Genomic DNA, 18,874 nt, shown 5'->3' with positions numbered 1-18,874 from the left:
CCAGCCGGGTGGACTCTGACAGAAGCCGGCAAAACTTCTGTCATCTATGCCGTTTCAGCCGTTTGCGCAGCCGGTGCATGAATCCATCCGGTGCAGGTTTCGGGACAAACCGGTCCTTTTCGGCTTTCTGGATGCACACAGCCTGCGAATCGTAGGGACTGCCGTCGCCCAGGTCAATGGGGCTGTAGGTGCCATCCGGGAGCAGTTCCCGGCGCTTCTGGTTGTCCTTGAGCAGCGACTGGAAATACGCCAGGATCCGCAACCGCAGGGCAGGATCGGTCACCGGTGCGGCGATTTCCACCCGCCGTTCGGTATTCCGGGTCATGAAATCCGCGCTGGAGATGTACATCTCCATGTCCTCATCCGGCCCGAAGATGTAGATCCGGGAGTGTTCCAGGAACCGTCCGACAATGGAGTAGATCCGGATGTTTTCCGTCTGTCCCGGGATCCCCGGCAGCAGACAGCAGATGCCTCGCACCACCATCGTCACCGGTACACCGGCCATGCCCGCCTCCTGCAGTTTGGCAATCAGGTCCAGGTCCGTGATGGAGTTCATCTTCAGCATGATCCTCGACGGCTTGCCGGCCTTTGCCAGCTCGATCTGCCGGTCGATTTTGCCCATCACCGCATGCTTGAGCTGCCGCGGACTGGTCAGCAGCTTCTTGTAGGACCCCGAGAGGTTGGAAATCTGCATGTTCTGGAAGAATGCGATGGCATCCTGCCCGATCACCGGGTCTCCGGTCATGAGCGACAAGTCGGTGTACTGCCGGCTTGTCTTTTCGTTGTAGTTGCCTGTGCCGATCTGGGTGATGGTGCGGATCTGGCCGTGGCTCTGGTAGGTGATCAGGCAGATCTTGGAGTGCACCTTGTAGTTCTCGAATCCGTAAATCACGGTGCAGTCGGCGTTTTCCAGCCGCTCGGCCATGCGGATGTTGTTGGATTCATCGAACCGCGCCCGCAGCTCCATGAGCGCCAGGACCTCCTTGCCGTTTTCCGCCGCCTGCACCAGATAGTCCACGACCTTGGAGTTGTCCGCCAGGCGGTAGATGGTGATCTTGATGGAGACGACGTTTTTGTCCCAGGCCGCTTCCTTGAGCAGCTTCAGAAACAGGTCGATGTCCTGGTAGGGATAGAACAGCAGCACGTCGTGGTCCGCGATCTGTGGGATGAGCGGCTTCTCCGGATCGAGCTGCGTGGTAGTCTCCGGCGTAAAGGGCTGATAAAGCAGGGGAGCTGTGCGGGAGGACGGAGCCGAACCCACGACCTGGAAGAGGTGCTTCAGTTCCAGCGGCACGCGAGAGACAAAGACTTGCTCCGGCTCGATGTGCAGGTGGCTGCACAGATACGAAACGGCTTCCGGGTTCGTGTATTTGTACATCTCCAGCCGGATCGCCGACAGCCGGCTGCGCTTCTTCAGGATCTTCTTCATGTACTGCCGGTAGTCTTCGTCTTCGTCGATGTCCTTGTCATTCAGGTTGATGTCGGCATTTCTCGTCACCCGGATGATGGTCTTGAACACCACCCGGGATTTCGGGAAGACTTTGTCCACATGCTGGAGAATGAGCTGCTCCACGAGCATGTAGTCATCCCGGGTATCGGGGACCGGGATCACACGATCCAGGAACGAGGGCACGGGAATGATCCCGAAGCGCTTCTTCCCGTTGTTGAGCTGCAGCTCGCAGAAAATGTACTGCTCTTTGTTGATGAGGTGCGGGAAGGGATGATGGGCGTCGATGATCTGCGGCGACAGCAGCGGCAGGATCTTGTGCTCGAATTCCTGCTGCAGGGACTTCTGCTGCTTCCGGCTCATGTTCTTGCGCGAGACATTGGCCAGGTACAGCGCCTGCAGCGTCTTGTTCACATCCCGGTACACCGCATCCCGTATGGCGTAGAGCTTTCGGGCTTCCAGGTAGATCGCCTGCAGCTGCTCTTTGGGCGTCATGCCGCTCTTGGCATCCGCCTGGTCAGGGCCGAACAGCATCTGGTCATAGAGGGAGCCGCAGCGGACCATGAAAAATTCATCCAGGTTGCTCGTGAAAATCGCCAGGAACTTCAGCCGTTCCAGCAGCGGCACACGGGGATCCGAGGCTTCCTCCAGCACTCTCTGATTGAAACGCAGCCAGGAGATTTCCCGGTTCTGCGTGAATGGGTATCGTTTTTCTTCCATACACAGATTCTACCATACCTGCTGTCGCACACTGCTTCGGACAGCCGTGGACAGGCAGGGAAACGCAGCCCTGTCAGCTGCGGACTGCAGCATGCCTGCAGGACACGAAAAAGCCTGTCCGGCAGGTCCCGCAGGATCTGACAGACAGGCTGTGTGACAGGGAAACTCAGGCAAGGGCAGGCTCACCGGCCGCCTCTCTGGTCCACTTCTCGAATTCCTCATCCGTGGCCAGCACATAGTGGTCGCCATCCACCAGGTGTCTGGTGCCCTTTGTGTAGTCCACACCGGCTTCCTTCTGGTCGTAGGAGAGGGAGATCCGTTCCTTTTCCACCACCGGGTTCGGCTCCGGTATGGCCGACAGCAGAGATCTTGTATATGGGTGGATGGGATTGCGGAAGATTTCCTCCGTGGTGCCTGTTTCCACCAGATGGCCCATATGCATGACACCGATCCGGTCCGAGATGTACTTGACCATGGACAGGTCGTGGGCAATGAACAGGAACGCTGTGTTGTATTCCTTCTGGATCTTCTTCATCAGGTTCACGACCTGCGCCTGGATGGACACATCCAGGGCGGAAATGGCTTCATCCGCAATGATCAGCTGCGGGTCCATGACCAGCGCCCGGGCGATCCCGATCCGCTGGCGCTGTCCGCCGGAGAACTGGTGGGGATAGCGGTTGGCGTGTTCCTTCGACAGTCCCACCAGCTCCAGCATGTCGTAGACTTTCTGCCGGCGCTCGTCTTCCGTCTTGTACAGCTTATGGATATCCAGACCCTCCGCAATGATGTCCATGACCTTTTCCCGCGGGTTCAGGCACGCCATGGGGTCCTGGAAGATCATCTGCATGTTTGTGTGCAGAAAGCGCTCGTCGTCCTTGCTCATCTTCCCGGAAATATCCCGGCCGCAGAAGGTGATTTCGCCGTCTGTCGGATCGTACAGCCGGATGATGGACCGGCCGGTGGTGGACTTGCCGGACCCGGATTCTCCCACCAGGCCATAGGTTTCTCCTTCATCGATGTGAAAGTCGATGCCGTCCACTGCCTTCACCGTGAATTTCCGGTTGATCCGGAAATGCTGCTTGAGTCCCTTGACGTCCAGAATGCGTTCAGACATTGAGATCCGCCTCCTTCTTCATGCGGTTGATCCGCTTTTTCAGGTCCTCCGGCATCTCCACCTTCGGGGCATTGGGTGCCGCCAGCCAGGATGCGACTTTGTGCGTCGGTGTCAGCTCGAACATCGGCGGCGCAACTTTTTCATCGATCTGCAGTGCAAAGCGGTTCCGGGGCGCAAAGGCATCGCCAACCGGTTCATGCAGCATGTTGGGCGGGGTGCCGGGAATCGTGTACAGTTCGTCATCGCTTGAATCCACATCGGGCATGGACGCCAGCAGACCCCAGGTGTAGGGGTGCCGCGGATCGTAGAAGATCTCGTTGACCGTACCCGTCTCGATGATGCGCCCGGCGTACATGACATTGACATAGTCCGCGACTTTGGCCACCACACCCAGGTCATGGGTAATGTAGATGACCGAGAGGTCCTTCTTCTTCTGGATCTCCTTGATCAGCTCCAGGATCTTGGCCTGGATCGTCACGTCCAGCGCCGTGGTGGGCTCATCACAGATCAGCACCTCCGGATCGCAGGACAGCGCGATCGCAATGACCACACGCTGCCGCATACCGCCTGACAGCTGATGCGGATAGTTCTTCATCCGCTTCTCCGCATCGGTGATCCCCACCAGCTCCAGCAGACGGACGGCCTTTTTCCAGGCCTCCTGCTTCGGGGTGTTGTAGTGGAAGCGCATGGCTTCCATCACCTGCTTGCCGATGGTCATCGTGGGATCCAGCGATGTCATCGGGTCCTGGAACACCATGGCAATGCGCCGGCCGCGGATCTGGGACTGAATGAATTTCGGGGCGCTCTGGACGATATCCACCGTTTTGATTTCCTCAGGTTTCAGGTACCCCTCCGGGATCACCCCGTCGTACTTTTCCTGGACCTCGGCAATGCGCTCCGGACTCATGTCGGCATAGGTATATTCGATTGTTCCGTTGTTGATCGTGCCGTTGCCCGCCAGGATGCCCATCACCGCTTTCGTGGTGACGGATTTTCCGGAACCGGACTCACCCACGATGGCAATGGTCTCGCCCTTGTGCAGGTCCAGGTCCACGCCGCGCACCGCCTTGACATTGCCTCCGTCGGTCTTGAAGGAGATGTCCAGGTCGCGGATCTTCAGAATGGGTTGTGTGTCAGCCATGATATCCTCCTTACATCTCTTTCATCTTCGGGTCGAAGGCATCACGCAGTCCGTCGGCCATCATGTTGAAGGACAGCATCAGGATGCCCAGGATGATCACAGGAATCACCACCTGGTACGGCGTGACAAGGATCGACTTGAAGCCGTCGTTGATCAGCGAACCCAGGGATGCCTGCGGGGCGGGAATGCCCAGGCCGACCATGGCCAGGAACGCTTCATAGAAAATCGCGTTGGGGATCGAGAACATCGCCATGATGATGATCTGCCCGAAGATGTTGGGCAAAACCTTCTTGAAGATGATAAAGAATCCCGACGCACCCAGGGTACGGGATGCCAGGATGAACTCCTGTTCCTTGATCTTCAGCACCTGCGCCCGGGTGATCCGGGCCATGCCGATCCACTCCGTCAGGATCAGCGCCACGATGATCGTATACAGGCCCGGTTTCATGACCAGCAGCAGAAGCGTCAGGATGACCAGGGTCGGGATCGAGTTCACGATTTCCTGGAACCGCTGCATGATGGAATCCACCCAGCCGCCGAAGTAGCCGGAGATCATGCCGTACAGAATGCCGATGAAGACATTGACCAGCACCGCGGTTCCCGCAACGAACAGGGAGATCCGGCAGCCTTCCCAGCACCGCACCCACAAATCGCGCCCCAGGACATCTGTCCCGAAGTAGTGGAAGGTGTTCGCAAAGTCGCCGGTATACTGCACAATGCCCGATCCGCCGGAGAACCAGGGGATCCACGTCAGGCCCGGGATCCGGGGAGACATGGACTGCTGGGCAGTATCCACGCCGTCAAAGGTGTACCTGGAGACAGCCGGGCACAAGAAGGAGAGAACGAGGAACACCAGGATCACCGCCGCACCGATCAGGGCGCCTTTGTTGGACTTGAACCGCACCCACACATCATGCATGAACGTGCTCGAAGGAGCCACTTCGTCATGATCGAACCGTGTGGGAATGTCAATCAGTTCATAGTCCTGGGGCATCACATGGTAGCCTTCCAGGAATTCATCCAGATCTTTCTGGGTTCGGACAATTTTCGCCATTATGCTTCATCCTTTCCAAGCCGGATGCGCGGATCGATGATGCCATAGGCCACGTCCACTATCAGCATCACGACGATGTAGAGAACCGAGTAGAGGAAGGAAACGGCCAGGATGACGTTGTAGTCACGCACCTCGATGGCCTTGACCAGCAGGGACCCGAGTCCCGGGATCGCGCAGATCTTCTCAATGACCATGGAGCCGGTCATGAGCCCGACAATGATGGGTCCCAGCACCGTGATGACCGGGATCAGGCAGTTGCGGATCGCGTGGTGGAAAATCAGGTGCCGGCGGGAAATGCCCTTGGCTTCCGCCAGCTGGATGTATTCACTGCCCATGACCTCAATCATTTCAGACCGCGTGAACCGCGCCACGTTGGCAATGACGCCCATGCTCAGGGCGACCATGGGAATGATCGATGACTGGAAGGCATTGCTGGAATTATATAGAACAGGCAGCACCGGCCACTCAACGCCAAACAGGATCAGGAGCAGCAGGCAGAATACGAAAGAGGGGATGGAGACACCGATGACGGACAGCACCGTGGCAAATGTGTCCCAGAAGGTGTTCCGGTTCAGCGCGGCGACAATGCCCAGCAGGATGCCGAAAATCGTGCCGATGATGACAGCACCGATGCCCAGGCCGAAGGATACACCGATCCGCGGGCCCACGAGAGAGGAGACGCTCATGTTCCGCTGAATCGCATAGGAGATGCCGAAGTCGCCCTTCAGCATGTTGCAGATATAGATCCAGAACTGTTCCAGTACCGGTTTGTCCAGACCATAGGCAGCGTAGATGGCGGCCTTCTGTGTCTCTGTCAGTTTTTCGTCGTTGAACGGGGTGCCGGGCATCATTTTCATGAGCAGAAACAGCACCAGGACGATCACCAGCAGAGTTACCACAGAAATCGCCAGACGCTTCAGTATATACTTGATCGTTGACTTGTCCATGATTTTCCTTTCTGATCGTTACATAACAAGAAAGAGCTGCCGACTGGCAGCTCTGATCCACCCTGATCGTTACTCTTCGATTTTCACGTTCTTGTAGATATAGGGAACACCGAAGGAGTGGTCTTCGATGCCCGTGACTTTCGGGTTCTTCAGTGCAGCGCCGCCGACCTGGAAGACACCGACAACCGGGGAATCCTCCATGAGGATCTTCTCGGCTTCCTGCAGGGCCGTCCAGCGCTCTTCCGGCGTGGCGGCATTCGCAGCTTCCTCCATTTTGGCGTCATATGCCTCGCTGTGGTAGTCACCATAGTTGTAGGAGTTGCCCGTGATCATCAGGTTCAGGTACGTCGTCGGGTCGGCATAGTCCGGGCCCCACCGTGTGAGCACGATGTCAAAGTCGCGGGCTTTCTGCTTCTCGATGCGGTTTTCCTTTTCCTGGCTGACCATCTCGATGGTGATGCCGTCCAGTTTCTGGATCTCGCTCTGGATGAACTCGGCAGCCGGTTTGGCGGGATCGGAGGGCTCGTACAGCAGCTTCAGCGTGATCTTGTCGACGCCCAGCTCTTTTTTTGCCTTGTCCCAGTATTCCTGCGCAGCCTTCAGACCGTCTTCGCCGACTTCGGTGTAGAACTTGTCGGCCGTGGCACGGTAGTCTTTGCCGTCGGGTCCGGTGGTGAATTCCTGGGGCACGAAACCGCCGATGTTGATGGAACCGTCCTTCAGGACGTTGTTGACCAGGTTGTCGCGGTCAACCACGGTGCCGATGGCCTTGCGCAGGTTGGCGTTATCCAGGTACTTGTTGTTCAGGTTGAACTGCAGGTACCAGAGGTAGCCTTCCAGGAAGGTGTCATAGGCTTCGTTGTCCTTGTACTTGTCCACCAGCGTGGAGTTCAGCTTCGTCCAGTCGGTGTTGCCGTTTTCGAAGTCCAGCGCGGAGGTGGAGACTTCCGGCACGATGTTGACATCCATGCCGTCGATGGCCACGTTGTCCGCATCCCAGTAGTCCTGGTTCTTGTCCAGCTTCAGGCTCTGGCCCTTGGTCCATTCTGTCAGGACATAGGGGCCGCATGCCAGCAGCGCATCCGGTGTCAGTGCATACTGATCGCCCTGTTCCTCGAAGAATTCCTGGTTGATCGGGTAGAATACCGGGAATGTCATGAGGGACAGGAAGTAGGGGCACTTCTTGGAGAGCTGCACTTCCAGGGTCTTGTCGTCCACTGCCTTGACGGCCAGGTCGAGATCCTTGTTTTCATCGAAGACGATTTCATCTGCATTCTTGATGCAGGCGCCGTCCTGCGTGAACAGGTAGGAGTATTCCGCTTCGGGGCTCTTGACTGTCTCGTTCCAGGCAAAGACAAAATCCTGGGCGGTGACAGGTTCGCCGTTGGACCATTTTGCATCCCGCAGGTGGAATGTGTAGGTCAGCTCATCGTCTGACAGGTCATAGCTTTCTGCCAGGGCCGGAATAACGTTTCCGTCCGCATCCATGGCTTCCAGTCCGTCCACTGTGGCGGCGATCATTTCAAATGACATGCCGTCTGTGGCGTAGGCTGTGTTCATGGAGATGACATCGTTTTCCTTGGCCAGCGTGATCCGCTTCTTGCCAGACTCAGATCCACTGTCTGTTCCGCCAGTCCCGCCACCGGATCCGCAGGCTGCCATGGACAGGCAGACCAGACCGGTGCAGGCCGCAGATACAAACTTCTTCATATCTCGTATTTCCTCCTCTTTCGTGCCCACGAGTTGAACACGTATGTCAACATTATAGACACATTGAAAATCATTTCAAATCCTTTCCTGAAATTTTCATTCAGTGATTTTACCGGCAATACTGAAAATGTCAAAGGCATTTGCATCTGCTTACATATAATAGGATGACAGTTCATGAACCGGCGGTTTTGGAAAAGTCCGGGAGATTTCTATACAAACATTGCATTCGAGAGTAGAATGTAACCATTGAAAATTATGAAAGGGAGAGAAACTTCATGAAAAAACAGATCACATGCACTGCCATCCTGAGTGCAGCCATGGTGCTGACAGGCTGTGCCGGCGGCTCCGCCGACGGCCAGACAGACGCAAAGGGCGGCGAAAAGACCGCGAAGATCGGCATCGTCCAGTTTGCGGAACACCCGGCACTGGATGCCTCCTATGAAGGATTTGTCGACACCATGAAAGAGGCCGGTTATTCCGAGGACAGCTTTGACTACAAGAACGCGCAGGGCGACCAGTCCAACTGCACGACCATCGCGCAGACTTTCGTCAACGACGGTGACGACCTGATCTATGCGATCGCGACACCGGCAGCCCAGGCAGCGGCCAATGAGACATCGGACATCCCCATTGTGGTAAGCGCCGTGACCGATCCCGCTGCATCCGGCCTGGCTGAAAGCAACGACAAGCCCGGCGGCAATGTGACCGGCGCCAGCGATCTGACACCGGTGGAAAGCCAGATCGGGCTGCTGAAGGAAGCTCTGCCGGATGCGAAGAAGATCGCCATCATGTACTGCAATGCGGAAGACAACAGCCGGATCCAGGCGGAACTGGCTGAAAAGGCATGTGAGAAGGAAGGTCTCGAGTACCAGGTGGCGACAGTCACCGATTCCAACCAGATTCAGCAGGTGACCGAATCCCTCATCGGGAAGGTGGACGCGATCTATGTCCCCACCGACAACCTGCTGGCCGAAGGCATGAGCACACTGAGCAAAGTCGCCACGGAACACAAGATCCCGACCATCGTGGGCGAGGAAGGCATGGTGACCTCCGGCGGTCTCATGACAAACGGCATCGACTACTACGAACTGGGCGTTCTCGCCGCAAACCAGGCCATCGACATTCTGGAAAACGGCAGTGACCCCGCGGACATGGCCATTGCCTACTACCCGGATGACAAGTGCACGCTGATCGTCAACCAGTCCACACTGGACCGTCTTGGCATCGAGCTGCCGGCTTCCCTGAAGGACAAGGCCGAGTTCATTACAGAAGAGGAGTAAAATGGGCGTTCTTCTTTCCATCGAAGGTGCCATTGGACAGGGCATTCTCTGGGGCATCATGGCCCTGGGTGTATACATCACCTTCCGGATCCTGGATTTTGCGGATCTGACTGTGGACGGCAGCTTTGCCACCGGTGGCGCTGTCTCGGCGGTTCTCATCATGAACGGCGTGGATCCCTGGATCACGCTGCCGGCCGCCATCGTGGCCGGGTGCCTGTGCGGTGCCTGCACGGGACTGCTGCATACCATGTGCAAAATCCCGCCGATCCTGGCGGGGATCCTGACACAGATCGGGCTGTATTCCATCAACCTGATGATCATGGACAAATCCAACCTGCCGCTGCTGAAGGTCGACACGATGTTCAGCCGCCTGGCAGACGCCATTGACCTGCCGCGTTCCATCTCCCGCTGGCTGACCACCAACAACCTGGTATGCCTGCTGATCGGGATCCTGTTTGCCGTGGCGGTGATCGGCTTTGCATACTGGTTCTTCGGGACCGAGACCGGGGCCACGATCCGGGCCACGGGCAACAACGCCAACATGGTGCGGGCCAACGGCGTCTCCACCAATCGGACCAACATCCTGGCGCTGATCCTGTCCAATGCCTTCATCGCACTGTCCGGTGCCCTGGTTGCCCAGCAGCAGGGGTACGCGGATGTGAAGATGGGCATCGGCGCGATCGTCATTGCCCTGGCGTCCATCGTCATCGGCGAGGTGATCTTCGGCCGCAAGGGCGGATTCCTGCGCCGGCTGATTTCCATCATCGTGGGATCGATCATCTACCGCATCATCGTGGCAGTGGTGCTGCAGCTGGGCCTGAACGCCGACAACCTGAAGCTGTTCACGGCGATCCTGGTGGGCGTGGCCCTGACCATTCCGGTCATTCTGGACAAACGCCGGCAGAGCGCGACATACAGACGGCTGACGGCTGCCGCGGATTCAGTGGAGGAACCGTTCAATGCTTGAAGTGAAACACGTCTCCAAGACATTCAATCCCGGCACGGTCAACGAAAAGAAGGCGCTGGATGACATCAGTCTGCGGCTGGAGGACGGCGACTTCGTGACGGTCGTGGGCGGAAACGGTGCGGGCAAGAGCACGCTTTTGAACATGATCGCCGGGGTGTACCCCATTGACTGCGGCCACATTGTCCTCAACGACAAGGAGATTTCCACGGACCCGGAATACAAACGGGCCCGCTTCATCGGCCGTGTGTTCCAGGACCCGCTCATGGGCACAGCCGGGGACATGGCGATTTACGAAAACATGGCCATGGCCAACCGGCGGGGAAAGCCCAGGGGGCTGCGCTGGAATGTGACGGCGCAGGAAAAGGAAGACTTCAAGTCCCAGCTGGCCAGGCTCGGGCTCGGCCTGGAGGACCGGCTCACTGCCAAGGTGGGGCTGCTCTCGGGCGGACAGAGACAGGCACTGACGCTGCTGATGGCGAGCCTGCAGCGGCCGGAACTGCTGCTGCTGGACGAGCACACTGCCGCGCTGGATCCGCTGACGGCCCGCAAGGTGCTGGAGTTGACGGAGGAAATCGTCCAGGAGGAGCACCTGACCACGCTCATGATCACGCACAACATGAACGATGCGATCCGCATCGGCAACCGGCTGATCATGATGTATGACGGAAAAATCATCCTGGATGTCCGGGATGAGGAAAAACAGAAGCTCACGGTGGAGGCCCTGCACCAGAAGTTCAGGGAGGCCGCCAACGAGGAGTTCTCGGATGACAGAGCAGTGCTGATCTAGCACTGCTTTTTTCCGTGTGCCCGGCATGGCATACATCCAGGTGGTGAAAGTCCACTATGGGAGCGTATCATCGCAACCGCTAACCATTAGCTCAAGGCAAGGGGCTCACTGGTAACAGGAGTTCTGAAAGAAGCCCGGCGGCAAAGTTCCGGCCTGAGGAACACGAACCGCATATAAGGCCACAGACGGAGACGAGAGTGCGAAACAGCGCAAAGTCGTAATAGTTGCGGATGACTGTCTGGGGTAAATGCGGCAGGTATATGGAATGAAAGATGTATGACCTTACCCGGGGAGGTCCTGCCAGCGAGAGGAATCATCAAACCATGATGACCCCCTTCCCGCAGTAACAACGAATGGCAGGAAGTCAGCCGAGGCCATAGTAGCGAAGAAGTCCCTGTAATGGGGATGGAGTGAAGGGCCGAACGTACAATTTACTGCAAATATCAGGAATGCGTCCTGCACAACAAACCGACAAAGGACAAACCCAGAGAGCCCCTGAAGATGAGTAAGGAAGGGCAGTGCAGGAACACGTGAAAGAAAGGAGCAGCCATGAACCAGACCAGACTGATACAGCCGGAAGACCTGAGCACTCAGGAAATCTTCTCCATGGAGAACCTGACCAATGCGTGCAGACAGGTACGACGAAACAACGGAGCGGCGGGAGTAGATGGGGTCAAAGCCAGAGAACTCCCTGTGTGCCCCGGAGAGTACTGGGAACAGTTGCGGGAACAGATACTGGACCGCAGCTATAAACCACTGCCAGCCAAAAGGACCGATATCCCGAAACCGGATGGGAGCATGCGGGGACTGAATGTCCCGGCAGCCAGAGACAGAGTCGTGCAGGCCTGTCTGGCAAGCTATCTGGATTACAGGAAGGACTTCGAGATGAGCAACAGCTCATACGGGTTCAGGAAGAACAGGAGATGTGAACAGGCGATACTGAAAGGCCTCGAGTTCATGAACGACGGGTATGACTGGATCGTCGACATCGACCTGAGGAAATTCTTCGATACGGTAGACCAGGACAGACTGATCCGCCTGATAGACAACCTGTTCCATAACAGGGACGTCACGTCGCTGACAAGGAAGTTCGTCAGAGCTGGAGTCATGATAGACGGAAGGCTTGTCAGGACAGAAAGAGGCATCCCGCAGGGAGGGCCGCTTTCGCCGGTACTGGCCAACATCTATCTGGACCAGGCCGACAAGGAACTGGAAAGCAGAGGGCTGAGATTCACGAGATACGCAGACGATATGCTCATCTATGTGAAATCGGAAGCCGCCGCCAACAGGGTGATGAAGTCATTCAGCAACTATCTTGAAAAGAAGCTGAAGCTGGAAGTGAATGCTTCAAAATCGAAAGTGGCCAGACCGGATGAAGTGAAATATCTGGGGTTTGGCTTCAAAAGGAACAAAAGGGAATGGAAGGCGATACCGCATGAGAAGTCCATTCATGAGTTCGAGCAGAAGATAATGAAGCTGACAAAACGGAACTGGAGCGTATCTCTTGAGGAGAGGATTGAAAAAATCAATCAGGTCATCAGGGGATGGAGCAATTATTTCAGGTGTGCATGGCTGTATAAAGAAACGGTGCGCAAACTGGACAGCAAGCTCCGGAGAAGAATCAGGGCCATCATCTGGAAGCAGTGGAAAAGCATCAGGAAAAAAGAAGAGAGCCTCATCAAACTGGGATGTCCCAGAGACAAGGCTCACTCATATGCGTGTGCACGACAGGGATATGTCCGTTGTGCAATCACATTCCTGAACAAGTATATCAGAAATATACACCTGAAAAAGAAAGGCCTTCTATCCATGGAGGAATACTTCGATACGGTGGCAGTAAGGTTCATGAAAACATTTGTACGAACCGCCCAGTGCCGAACGGCACGCTGGGTGGTGTGAGAGGGTCAGATGACACCTACTCGATTTCCCGGGCAGCAGCCGTACAGGATGAAATCCCGGTTTTCCGCAGAACGAAGGGCCGGTATAATCGGGACAGAAGCCCCCTGCAGGCAGGGGAAAAAGGAAAGGGAACATATGATTCATTTTGAGCGGGAAGTGAAGAACCCGAACTCATTGCGGCGATGCTGGACAGCTTCAAGGACGTGGGGCTGTCGCTGAACGGCGAAGACGGTTATCCCAACCATGGCTTTGAGATGGATGAGAAAAACCTGACGGTCTATGTGCATCGCCAGACGCGGCTGAAAGCCGGACCTCATGCGAAAGGATGCCCGTGTACGCTGCAGTTTCATGCCTTCCGGGATTTTCCGGACCGGCCGTACAAAGGCCACAAGCACGACTGCCGGTCGGTGATAGCGAAGGGCACCATCGAGATCCTGGACTGGCCAAGGCCTTTGAGGCATTCGGGCATCCGCATGAAATGCTCATGACATGCAACGACAGAACGATGGAGCCGCTGGCAGAGCACCGGGCGCCGGCGATGTACATGCTGAAGATCACCTGTCCCATGGACCAGATAACGGACAAGTCCGGATTTCCCCTGCGGACGGTGGAGGATGTGCCCTTTGTGGATGTATACAGTGTGCCGGAGGACAATACGCCCTTTGACATCCGGGACATCATCGCAAAACGGAAACAGGGGCTGTAAAGAACGGGTCGCCTGCATCTGCAGGCGAAACTCCAGTCGGACACATTGAATGTATTGTTGAAAGCGTAACAATTGTCCTGATGCTGAACATTTTCTACACTGTATGCAGACAGGCAGGAGAAAATGATATGACAGCAGATGCAATGCAGCGGCTGTTCCTGAATATGGAAACGCTGGTCAAGGAATACCGAGAGTCGGCCAATGCCGAGCTGCGAGATCTGGGACTGCGGAGCGCAGAAATCCTGTGCCTGCAGACATTGATGTATCACCCGGATGGACTGTCGGTGATCGAACTGGCAGGCGCCTCGGAGCGGGACAAGGCCCAGATTTCCCGGACCATGAAAAGCCTGAACAGCCGCGGCTATGTGCAGGAGAATCCTGCGGACGCTGCAAGACAGCGCAAGGTCCGGTGGCAGCTGTCCGATCTCGGGCAGAAAGTCACCTGGTCCATGCTGGAAAAGAATGCCGGGACCTGGGAACAGTTCAGGGACCAGCTGCAGTCATGAAGGACCGGACTCGTTTCGTCAGCGGAAAGAGTCCGGTTTTCTGTCTGCGGGCAGTCGTTTGAACCGGGGAAAACCGCCAGACCATGCGGAACCGCCGGAATGCCTGAATCGATGCGGAAGCGGTTTCAGCGCTGCCGGAAACCCGGTATAATGTCCGGGGTGATGACATGAGAAACAGCACACAGCTTGAAAATACCGACTGGCAGCGGACAGAGGAGGGGTGGCAGACGGAATTCGCCTGTCCTGTGGTCTATCTCGGGGATCTGTCGTGGATCGCCTGTGACTGCAGCGAACCGACAGAGTTTTTCCTGAATGGCGAATACCTCTGCAGCCGGGACAGAGGAGCCGGTCACATCTCCCTGTCAGAACATCTGCGTCCGGGGCGCAACTGCCTGGAAACCAGAGGAGGCAGCGGCCACCCGGACATCAGCCTGCTGGTAACACCCCGCAGTCACTTCAGGGTGCATGAAGAAGACCGGCCGTCTCTTGGCTGCAGCTGTTCCTGGGTCCCCGGGTCGGGGATCCTCAAAGTCCAGGCACAGCTTGCGGACATCCTGCCGGGGGACACCCTGCGGCTCATCCTCCGCGATCCGGAGGGAGAAATACTGGACCAGGTGGAGGTCAATGCCGACCGGCTGGATCCGGTGGACCTGGTCACGACCCGCAACGTCCTGTGGGAAGGAACTACACAGCCGGACCGGCTGGAACTTGTGGCCCAGCTGCGCCGGCGGGGAATGGTCAAGGATGAAATCCGGCTGTTCACCGGACTGCGCACCTACTCCCTGGACAGCCGCAGAAATTTCCTGCTCAACGGCCATCCCTATCCGCTGAAGGGAAAGGTGCTGGAGGAACCGGAATCACTGGAAGATATCCTGGCACAGGGATACAACGCCGTCTGGGACAGATCCGGACAGCCCGCTGCGCGGCTGCTGGAAGAAGCCGACCGTCTGGGTCTTGTGGTGTTTTCCACCATTGGCGACCATGACCGGCAGCTGTCTGCTGCCCAGGGACACGTCAGTCTCTGTTTCTGGGTCCAGGAAGAGGGCGGCCTGCCATCCCGGGATGTGACCCGTCTGAGCCTGGAGGCGGCGGAGCTGAATCTCTGCGGACAGGAGTTCACCATTGGACACTGACCGACCGTATACCCCCGCCAGAGGCGGACATTCGTCAGGACAGGCAAATGCAAAAAAAGGGCCGGAGACTTGTCTCCGGCTCTTTGGCTTTCTGGATGGTGCCGACTATAGGACTTGAACCTACGACCTACGCGTTACGAGTGCGTTGCACTACCAGCTGTGCTAAGTCGGCATCTGCCACAGATAATATACTACCTGCGGCGTGAAATCAAGGGTTACTGAAGAGAATCCCGCTGGTATTCCAGAGAGGAAATCTGGCCGGACAGCTCCTGCACATAGGCATTGTTGGCTGTGATCTGGGCTTCGATCTCCGATGTGTCCTGGCCTGCCACCGTGGCTGCATTGAGTTCTTCGCTCAGCGACGTCCCATATTGTATATAGGTCTGGAGCTCCTGGTTCAAGGCATCGATCTGTGCCTGGAGTTCGGCTTTCTGGGCATCCACCTGCTCCTGGTGTGCCACCTGTTCGCTGCGCATGGCTTCTTCCTGTTCGCTGACAAGCTGCGAGAACGTCTGTCCTGTGGCAGCCCGCAGCTGGTCATCCACCTGGGTCTTCAGGGACTGCGTCAGTCCCTTGTAGAAATCCCTGTAGTTGACGATCTGGCGCTTTTCCTGGTCGGTCTTGTCATTCCAGTTGGCAAGGAAGGAGGTCAGTTCCTGGAACTGCGGTTGGGCTGCATCTTCTGCAGCCTGCTTTTTCTCTGTCTGTTCCTGCCAGATCTCTTCAAAGGTCCGGCCATTGGGGTAGTCACCGGAACGGGTCTGTTCCGCGAAGTAGGCATCGATTTCCTTTTTCTGGCGCGGTGCCAGGGAATCGTAGTCGGCCTTCAGGTCCAGGATCTCGGCCTGTTCCGCATCCGACATGAGGCCCGACCCGTATTCATCCGCATAGTCCACCAGTTTCCGGTAGCTGGCTTCCTGGACCTCCGTGGTGAGGTTTTCCGGGTTCCACACCAGGACTTTCCAGCAGTAGACCCCCAGACCGGCGGCTGCCAGCAGGCACAGGGCAAGGATGGCCAGCACCATTCTCCGTCTGGCCGGATCATGCGGCCTGCGGGATGCGGGCTTTTTCTGTGGCCGGGCCGACTGGACGACCGGATCTGGCTTGTCCGCTGTCCGGCGCTTTTCAGTCCGGGAACCGATGGAAGTCTTCGATTTTGCATCGGTCCCGGTGCCTTTGGAATCGGTCTGTTTCTTTCCGGCTGCACTCTTTTTCCGGGGTTTCCGGCTGGAACCGCTCTCCGGCCGGGAAGACTTTGTCTCTTCCGCTTTTCGCGGTTTCCTGGTTTTTCGCACCGGGTGCGGTTCCCGGAACTTTCGGGGGGCAGGTCTGGCGGTCTCTTCGCTGCCTTTGCCTGTCTCCGGCTCTTCCTCGAACCAGAACGCCGTTTCTTCTTCTTCTATGGTTTTCTGGCCCCTGCTTTTGCGCAGGGTGTCCAGGGCCTGGGACATGGTCTTTTCGGCGGCCTCCCGCTCGTTGTCGGAAAAGCCGATTTCCACCTCATCGCCGGTTTCATCCCGGAAGATGCGCATTTCGGTCTTGCGGTTCAGCAGGGCCCTGGCAAACGCATCCAGATCATCCTGACTGTCCTGGTCCAGTTCGCCAGGTCGTTTTTCATCGTTCATCTGCTTCCTCCCGTATCTCCGTATGGAGTTATTCTACCATGAACGGGACAGAATAAACGCGAGGTGTCAAACTGCCCCTGTCTGTTTCCGGAAGACCATGATAGAATTGCTTTATGGATGAAAACATGATTGTGGAAATGCTTTCCCGTTCCATTCTAGAAGCCATCGAAGCCATGGAACACAGCGGGCTTTGGGAGCCGATGAAAACGGTGCCCGAACCCAGGTTTTACTGGACGGATTCGACGGAACCGGTGACCATTGCCGGTATGCCCCTGGACGACGGTCTCCTGAAGCGTGTGGAGGACGAACTGCGGGAAAGACTCTTTGCACAGGAACATCCCACGGTGCTTCACTGACTGTGCCGCGGACATGGTGGAATTGGCAGACACCCCAGATTTAGGATCTGGTGCTTCGGCGTGCAGGTTCGAGTCCTGTTGTCCGCACCATCGAAACTCCAGGACCGGTTTTCTCCGGTCTTTTTTGTATTCTTACCCTCCGGGTCATGGCAGTCCACACTCTTTGCACATCCACTTTCAGATTCCCTTTCGATTCTGTTGAAAATACCATGCTACTATAAAGTCATGAATCATGTTTCAAGCCTTTTGCGGTCCCTGAACCGTTATGAATGGGCACTGCTGGCCGGCACCGCCGCCCTGTTTCTGCCCTTCCAGTTTGCGGCGGCTTCTCTGGCCCTGATCCTGGTGTTTTTCCTGGTCAGCGGCAGGATCCCCGCCGCCCTTCGTGCGCAGACCGGCGCACACTGGCTGTATGCCTTCGTCATCCTGGAGCTGGCTGTCTCTGCCTTTTACGGCAACTGGATGGGCTGCCTGAATGCCGGCGGCTACCTGCTGGCTGCGCTCTATATCGCCGTCTACCGCCAGAACCTCACCAGGAACCTGTTCACCATTATGCTGGAGCTCATGATCGCCATGTCCTGGCTCGCCGCATTCTGGGGACTGGTGGAATTCCAGGCCGTTTCCGCCCGGAAGGGGTATGACTTCTTTGACTTCGTCATCCAGAACAGCCCGAGAGACCGCATCAACTCCACCTTCATGAACGCCAATTTCTACGCCACCATGTGTGTGTGGTTCATTCTCTTCTGCGTCTATGAATACGTCAGGCACCGGAACCTGCCATTGCGGCTGTATTACGTCGTGACCGCCCTGCTGAACTTCTTCATGCTGTTTCTCACCGGCTGCCGCACCGCGCTGCTGCCGTTCCTGTTCATCTTTCCGCTGTTTTTCGGTTTCGCCGGCAAGAAGAAACTCTTCGCCTTTTCCGTCGGCATGGAGATCCTCGCCCTGATCCTGGTGCTGTCCTTTCCGGAAATCATCCCCCGGGGATCCAACCTCTCCACGCTGTTTTCCCGCATCAAGATCTGGGACGGAGCCGTGGTCCTCATCCAGATGCATCCGCTCTTCGGCATGGGCCCGGTGACCTATGGATTCATGTACGGAACCATGGGATTTCACAAGGCGCCTCATGCACACAACCTGCTCCTGGAATCCCTGACCTCCTACGGACTGGTCGGAACGACACTCATCACCGGCTACTTTGTCACCCTGATCCGGGAAACCATGGGCATCATGCAGGAGCATCCCACAACGTTCTCCCTCATCATTTCCTTCTATTTCACCGCCCTGGTGCTCGGGCTTCTGGATTTCACCCTGAATTTCCCTGTCACCGGCATCACCTTCCTCATGGTGGCCAATGCCTCCTGCATGTGGAAACAACCCGTCACACAGCCGGCAGCGACTGCAGCCTGACCATTGCCTGCTGCATGATTTCCCCAAAGGCCGATGAGGAGCGGTGCGGGTCACCCCCGATTGGATGCCGAT

The 18,874-nt window shown here is 56.9% G+C and carries 17 protein-coding genes and 2 tRNA genes; 11 read left to right on the top strand and 8 right to left on the bottom strand.

Annotation, left to right across the window (positions count from 1 at the left end; all coding sequences use genetic code 11):
- Window positions 1–40 precede the first annotated feature (40 nt).
- The 6 genes from ppk1 to aalo17_RS07185 all read right to left on the bottom strand — a co-directional run bounded on the left by ppk1 (window position 41) and on the right by aalo17_RS07185 (window position 8,133).
- Window positions 41–2,167, bottom strand: coding sequence for a polyphosphate kinase 1 (ppk1, locus tag aalo17_RS07210; protein ID WP_067557544.1), 2,127 nt, complete (start codon window positions 2,165–2,167; stop codon window positions 41–43).
- 166 nt (window positions 2,168–2,333) lie between these two features.
- Window positions 2,334–3,287: an ABC transporter ATP-binding protein gene (locus aalo17_RS07205; protein WP_145907597.1), complete on the bottom strand. Its 954-nt coding sequence runs from the start codon at window positions 3,285–3,287 to the stop codon at window positions 2,334–2,336.
- Window positions 3,274–4,422: an ABC transporter ATP-binding protein gene (locus tag aalo17_RS07200; RefSeq protein ID WP_067557539.1), complete on the bottom strand. Its 1,149-nt coding sequence runs from the start codon at window positions 4,420–4,422 to the stop codon at window positions 3,274–3,276. Before aalo17_RS07200 ends, aalo17_RS07205 begins: the two co-directional genes overlap by 14 nt.
- Window positions 4,423–4,432: 10 nt before the next feature.
- Entirely contained in the window at window positions 4,433–5,476 is a 1,044-nt protein-coding gene (locus aalo17_RS07195) for an ABC transporter permease (RefSeq protein WP_067557535.1), read from the bottom strand.
- A complete protein-coding gene (locus tag aalo17_RS07190; RefSeq protein WP_067557532.1) occupies window positions 5,476–6,423 on the bottom strand; it encodes an ABC transporter permease in 948 nt (315 codons plus the stop codon). Before aalo17_RS07190 ends, aalo17_RS07195 begins: the two co-directional genes overlap by 1 nt.
- Before the next feature lie 69 nt (window positions 6,424–6,492).
- Complete coding sequence (locus tag aalo17_RS07185) at window positions 6,493–8,133, bottom strand: peptide ABC transporter substrate-binding protein (protein WP_067557529.1); 1,641 nt, start codon at window positions 8,131–8,133, stop codon at window positions 6,493–6,495.
- A gap of 275 nt (window positions 8,134–8,408) precedes the next feature.
- Here aalo17_RS07185 and aalo17_RS07180 point away from each other — a divergent pair, with 275 nt between their 5' ends.
- The 8 genes from aalo17_RS07180 (at window position 8,409) to aalo17_RS07145 (ending at window position 15,411) form a co-directional block, all read left to right on the top strand.
- Window positions 8,409–9,413, top strand: coding sequence for an ABC transporter substrate-binding protein (locus aalo17_RS07180; protein ID WP_067557526.1), 1,005 nt, complete (start codon window positions 8,409–8,411; stop codon window positions 9,411–9,413).
- 1 nt (window position 9,414) lies between these two features.
- Entirely contained in the window at window positions 9,415–10,380 is a 966-nt protein-coding gene (locus aalo17_RS07175; protein ID WP_067557522.1) for an ABC transporter permease, read from the top strand.
- Entirely contained in the window at window positions 10,373–11,167 is a 795-nt protein-coding gene (locus tag aalo17_RS07170; RefSeq protein ID WP_067557520.1) for an ABC transporter ATP-binding protein, read from the top strand. The genes aalo17_RS07175 and aalo17_RS07170 overlap by 8 nt, the downstream gene beginning before the upstream one ends.
- Before the next feature lie 549 nt (window positions 11,168–11,716).
- Entirely contained in the window at window positions 11,717–13,066 is a 1,350-nt protein-coding gene (ltrA, locus tag aalo17_RS07165; protein WP_067557517.1) for a group II intron reverse transcriptase/maturase, read from the top strand.
- Between the two features lie 182 nt (window positions 13,067–13,248).
- Window positions 13,249–13,554: a hypothetical protein gene (locus aalo17_RS07160; protein ID WP_067557515.1), complete on the top strand. Its 306-nt coding sequence runs from the start codon at window positions 13,249–13,251 to the stop codon at window positions 13,552–13,554.
- Window positions 13,551–13,772: a hypothetical protein gene (locus aalo17_RS07155; protein WP_067557512.1), complete on the top strand. Its 222-nt coding sequence runs from the start codon at window positions 13,551–13,553 to the stop codon at window positions 13,770–13,772. Before aalo17_RS07160 ends, aalo17_RS07155 begins: the two co-directional genes overlap by 4 nt.
- A 128-nt stretch (window positions 13,773–13,900) precedes the next feature.
- Window positions 13,901–14,278: a helix-turn-helix domain-containing protein gene (locus tag aalo17_RS07150; protein ID WP_158507758.1), complete on the top strand. Its 378-nt coding sequence runs from the start codon at window positions 13,901–13,903 to the stop codon at window positions 14,276–14,278.
- A 167-nt stretch (window positions 14,279–14,445) separates the two neighbouring features.
- Window positions 14,446–15,411, top strand: a complete 966-nt coding sequence (locus aalo17_RS07145; RefSeq protein ID WP_067557506.1) for a glycoside hydrolase family 2 protein — start codon at window positions 14,446–14,448, stop codon at window positions 15,409–15,411.
- Between the two features lie 96 nt (window positions 15,412–15,507).
- Here aalo17_RS07145 and aalo17_RS07140 read toward each other — a convergent pair.
- Window positions 15,508–15,583, bottom strand: a tRNA-Thr gene (locus aalo17_RS07140).
- Between the two features lie 43 nt (window positions 15,584–15,626).
- Window positions 15,627–17,036 (bottom strand): hypothetical protein, encoded by a 1,410-nt coding sequence (locus aalo17_RS07135; RefSeq protein ID WP_067557504.1) that lies wholly within the window; start codon window positions 17,034–17,036, stop codon window positions 15,627–15,629.
- A gap of 113 nt (window positions 17,037–17,149) precedes the next feature.
- On the opposite strand from aalo17_RS07135, the gene aalo17_RS07130 reads away from it, so the two are divergent.
- From aalo17_RS07130 to aalo17_RS07120, 3 genes are all read left to right on the top strand, one after another.
- Entirely contained in the window at window positions 17,150–17,392 is a 243-nt protein-coding gene (locus tag aalo17_RS07130; RefSeq protein WP_067557502.1) for a hypothetical protein, read from the top strand.
- Between the two features lie 7 nt (window positions 17,393–17,399).
- Window positions 17,400–17,482 (top strand) — tRNA-Leu (locus aalo17_RS07125).
- Between the two features lie 135 nt (window positions 17,483–17,617).
- Window positions 17,618–18,802, top strand: a complete 1,185-nt coding sequence (locus tag aalo17_RS07120; RefSeq protein ID WP_082743306.1) for an O-antigen ligase family protein — start codon at window positions 17,618–17,620, stop codon at window positions 18,800–18,802.
- Window positions 18,803–18,874 lie beyond the last annotated feature (72 nt).

It is taken from the genome of Faecalibaculum rodentium, from assembly GCF_001564455.1.
Lineage (GTDB): Bacteria > Bacillota_I > Bacilli_A > Erysipelotrichales > Erysipelotrichaceae > Faecalibaculum > Faecalibaculum rodentium.
The sequence above is the reverse complement of the archived record's forward strand: the minus strand, read 5'-3'. Positions and strand labels throughout refer to the sequence as shown.